Annotated in this window: 5 protein-coding genes and 1 pseudogene; 2 read left to right on the forward strand and 4 right to left on the reverse strand. The window is 39.0% G+C overall.

Annotated elements, in window-relative coordinates; genetic code table 11:
* Positions 1 to 115: 115 nt before the first annotated feature.
* From H5072_RS12880 to H5072_RS12890, 3 genes are all read right to left on the reverse strand, one after another.
* Positions 116 to 277, reverse strand: a complete 162-nt coding sequence (locus H5072_RS12880; protein WP_182693736.1) for a VOC family protein — start codon at positions 275 to 277, stop codon at positions 116 to 118.
* 12 nt (positions 278 to 289) lie between these two features.
* Positions 290 to 580, reverse strand: a complete 291-nt coding sequence (locus H5072_RS12885) for a putative quinol monooxygenase (protein ID WP_182693737.1) — start codon at positions 578 to 580, stop codon at positions 290 to 292.
* A gap of 61 nt (positions 581 to 641) precedes the next feature.
* Positions 642 to 1,634 (reverse strand): zinc-binding dehydrogenase, encoded by a 993-nt coding sequence (locus H5072_RS12890; RefSeq protein WP_182693738.1) that lies wholly within the window; start codon positions 1,632 to 1,634, stop codon positions 642 to 644.
* A 101-nt stretch (positions 1,635 to 1,735) separates the two neighbouring features.
* Here H5072_RS12890 and H5072_RS12895 point away from each other — a divergent pair, with 101 nt between their 5' ends.
* Complete coding sequence (locus H5072_RS12895) at positions 1,736 to 2,623, forward strand: LysR family transcriptional regulator (RefSeq protein WP_182693739.1); 888 nt, start codon at positions 1,736 to 1,738, stop codon at positions 2,621 to 2,623.
* A gap of 176 nt (positions 2,624 to 2,799) precedes the next feature.
* On the opposite strand, the gene H5072_RS12900 is transcribed toward H5072_RS12895, so the two are convergent.
* Positions 2,800 to 3,276, reverse strand: a complete 477-nt coding sequence (locus tag H5072_RS12900; RefSeq protein ID WP_182693740.1) for a sel1 repeat family protein — start codon at positions 3,274 to 3,276, stop codon at positions 2,800 to 2,802.
* Between the two features lie 103 nt (positions 3,277 to 3,379).
* On the opposite strand from H5072_RS12900, the pseudogene H5072_RS12905 reads away from it, so the two are divergent.
* A pseudogene (locus H5072_RS12905) lies at positions 3,380 to 4,224 on the forward strand (DMT family transporter); the annotation flags it as partial.

Consider the following 4,224-nt stretch of genomic DNA (forward strand, 5'->3'; position numbering starts at 1 on the left):
TTAGTGATTATATCAACGGATATTACAACAACGTTAGGCCGCATCATTATAATGCCGGTTTAGCGCCAAATGAATCTGAGGTTAGATATCAAGATTCTAAAACTGTGGCCAAATTTTATTGACCACTACAATCACCTGGTGCAGCTAAAAAGATTAGAGTGAACTTATCTTTAAAGTAGTCTTTCCTTTTAAGAATCTTCAACCCTAAACCTTCACAGAAAAACCTCAGTGATGCTTCAATATCTGATATGCGCAGCATTGTGTGAAGATACTTCATTTATCACAAACCTTAAAACACACGAGCTGTTTGAATATCGACTGATAGCACTCTATCTTCTAATGAGGCTTGTAATTGAAGATAATGCGGCAGACTCTTATGTTGTTCTAAAGAATCTATGTCACGCCACATTTCAACCAATGTGATCTTTTGTGAACCATTCGTATCAGGGTACACATCATAACGCTCGCACCCATCTTCAAGCACACTTTCACTTGCGCACTTATAAATTGCGTTTAAAACGGTGTTGTAATGCTGTGTTTCACATAGGATATCCACAACAATCATAACTTCATTGTTCATTTTTAACCTCTATTTTGGTGTATAAGGCTGCTTACACAGCCTTTAGTTCAAGAAGAGAGAATTAACGCTCAATGACGATTTTGCCTGTAGCTAATCCTGACTCTAGACGAGAGTGAGCAGCTTTAACTCCATCCAAAGTAAAAGGGAAAACACTATCAATCAAAGGTTTAACTTGGCCTTTATCTACAAGCCCAGCAAGTCGGCGTAGAATGTCACCGTGAGTATCTCTATCGATATTGTGAATAATCGAAATCGCCATAAATACAAGATCTAACCTAAGAGCCTTAAAGTGCATTTCAGTTAAGTTATAATCAGCATAACCAATTGTAGAAATAACATGCCCTTTCAGTTTTGCAGCGATTAGTGAGTTTTGCAGAACTGGCCCACCCACTGTATCAAATACAGTATCGAAACCATGACCATTGGTTAATCTTTCAACATATTCCTTTGGTTCTTCTTTAGGGAATAGAACCGTTTCGTCTGCACCCAATTGTTTTGCAATTTCTGCGCGTTCTTCATCTACAACAGTCGTTGTAACATGTGCACCTAGCGCTTTCGCAAGCTGTAGACCGATGTGGCCTACACCACCTGTACCACCATGAACTAAAACTTTATCGCTCGGCTGGATTTCAGCTCGACCAATAATTGCTTCCCAAGCGGTAATTGCTACTAAAGGCAAGCTAGCCGCTTCACCAAAGCTAAGCGTTTTAGGTTTGTGTGCTAATAATACAGCGTCAGCTTCAACCTTATCAGCTAGAGTACCTGGAATGCCAACAATACCACCGACACAACCATACACTTCATCACCAACTTTGAAGTTAGTTACACCTTCACCAACTTCACTGATTACACCCGATACATCCATGTGAAGGATTGCAGGGTAAACCATACCAGCAGTACCTTCACTGCCTTTACGGATTTTAGTATCTACAGGATTCACACTTGTCGCTTTTACATCAATTACGACATGACCACGTTTTGGTTTTGGTGCATCAACTTCGATTTCGTGTAGAACATCAACATCACCATGACCATTAATTGCAATTGCTTTCATAAAATTTACCTCTTTGTTATTGACGAAAGTGATATTATCAACATAATTAACTACCAGAAACACACCAAAGGTTTAATGATTAATTCCGAAAGGTTGATAATGTGATTGATTCCATAGAGGAGCTGAAGATATTCAGTACGATTTTTGAACTCAAATCTATCCGAATGGCTGCTGATGCTCACAATCTAACGGCTGCGGCAGTAAGTAAAAGGTTGATAGCGCTCGAAAACAGACTGAGTGCGAAATTATTTTATAGAACAACTCGGACTCTTAGTCCGACATTTACAGGTGAGAAGCTATATAACCATGCACAAAGACTGTTAAGTATTAGTGATGAGATTGAACATGACCTTGACCCAACTAATACGTTAAAAGGAAAAATAAAAATAACTGCGTCGGCTTCTTTTACGCAAAGCTATTTATTACCTGTGATTAGCAGCTTTTTAAAAAATTTCCCGCAAGTTAATATTGAAATCATTTCTACTGACAGCTTGGTAAATTTAACTGAACAAGGTGTTGATTTAGCTGTTAGGCATGGCCCTTCGCGGGACTCATCGTTAATAGGTCAAAAGCTATCCGATACAAAGAGAGTCTTATGTGCAACGCCGAGTTATTTAGAAAAGAGAGGAGTGCCACATTCACCTGAATATTTAACAGAGCATACTTTATTAACCGTTGGTAATGAAACTAATTGGTCATTCATTAGAGAAGGTGAACGGAAAACAGTTAAGTTAAACCCTGCCTTTTCTTCTAGCTTAGGAGACAGCGTTTTGAGTATGGTGGAATTAGACCACGGTATCGCGCTTTTGTCAGATTGGCACATTAAAGAAAGTGTTGCTCAAGAGCGCTTAAAGGTTATTTTGGAGGACTGGGAATGCGACCCCTCAATTTCAATTAACCTGTTATATCCTTCTAGGAAAAACCAATCGATAATAGTTAAGAACTTCATTGACCACTTGAAAAAGTGGATAAAAAGTAATCCTCTTTAAATATAAACTTTGCTTTTTTGGAACTCTACCACTGCAAGACGGTTGCTATTAGAATTTAGAGGCTTTCCAGCTAACGAGACTGTAACTGATAATTTTACAAAAATGCGCTAGAGAGGCCGCCCGTTATTCGCTCATAGCTGCTTGTCAGATAAAGTCTAAACTATTTGCGTTTACTGTCAGATTAGATGTGAGCTACTACATTTAACTTCACCAAATGTACGTCTAGGCGAAGTTGAACGCCGACAGGTCATATTTTGTGCTTTAACGCCAAATTGCGTTATATACAACTCAACTGTTTCGTCTATTTGTTGTTTTTGCTGCGTAGTCGCTGCACTGTAAAATGCATCGTATTGCGCAGACCAATTCTCAACCCCCTCTTCTTTTGCAACACCTAGCCAGCCCATTCCGAGTTTAGTAGATTGCTCCAAGTATTGGCCTTTTAAAAACATGAATGCCAACGTATATTGTGCACTTTTATAGCCAAGTGCTGCAGGCTCTTTTAAATCATAAAAAGCTTGCTCGTATAGCCCCTTTTTATACGCTTTATCTTTTTTCTTTATTGTATTGTCGCTGTATAGGCTAACAGGGGTCGACCCACACCCACCTAATAAACCTACAGCCAAAATTGCTGCAACCGATATACATTTAGCCATAACTAGTCCTTTATTATTTTTTATATGCGAGTACCGAATCTGGCTTACACTCTTTGCAAAGCCTGTTATTGTGTAATCCTGTTTGTATAATTAAAATACTATCATGAGCTTAGCAAGTTTACTTCGGTTATTTTTTCTGGCTGCAATTTGGGGCGCGTCATTTTTATTTATGCGAATGGCAGCTAACAGCTTAGGCCCAGCGGTATTAATTGAGTTTAGAGTTGGCTTTGCCGCACTCACCCTCTTTATTGTGGCGCTGTACTTAAAACGCCGCTTGGCGTTTACTGAGCACACAAAACACTTTTTTATAATAGGCGCGTTTAACTCTGCTCTGCCGTTTTTATTTTTTGCTTAAGCAGCCCAAACTATCAGCGCATCCACACTCTCAATTTTAAATTCTACAACACCAATATGGGGTGTTGTTGTTGGAATTTTATGGACAAAAACAAAGCCCAATAAAAGTATGGTGATTGGTTTACTACTGGGTTTAATTGGCGTAGTTATTTTGGTTGGGCAAAATCATTTTGTGTTAAATAGCCAATCAATTTTGGCCATTGTAGCAGCATTAAGCGCATCACTTTGCTATGCCATTGCATCGCATTACACTAAAAACGCGCCTAAACTGCCCCCATTCGATAACGCCCATGGCTCAATGTGGGCTTCAAGCTTTATGGTATTACCGCTTATCTTATTTATGCCAATACGAGAAATACCAAGCACCAACGTTATGCTAGGTGTACTCGTATTAGGAGTAATGTGCACCGCACTTGCTTATATTTTATTTTTTAAATTAATCGAAGATATAGGCCCTACCTCGGCGTTAACAGTCACTTTTTTAATTCCGCTATTTGGCATTTTTTGGGGGCATTTAATTTTAGATGAGCAAGTTGGGCCAAATACATTATTAGGCGCATTATTTGTCATTGTGGGCACTATGCTGGTTACTGG

It is taken from the genome of Pseudoalteromonas sp. SR45-5 (assembly GCF_014163565.1).
In the GTDB taxonomy this organism is placed as follows: Bacteria; Pseudomonadota; Gammaproteobacteria; order Enterobacterales; family Alteromonadaceae; genus Pseudoalteromonas; species Pseudoalteromonas distincta.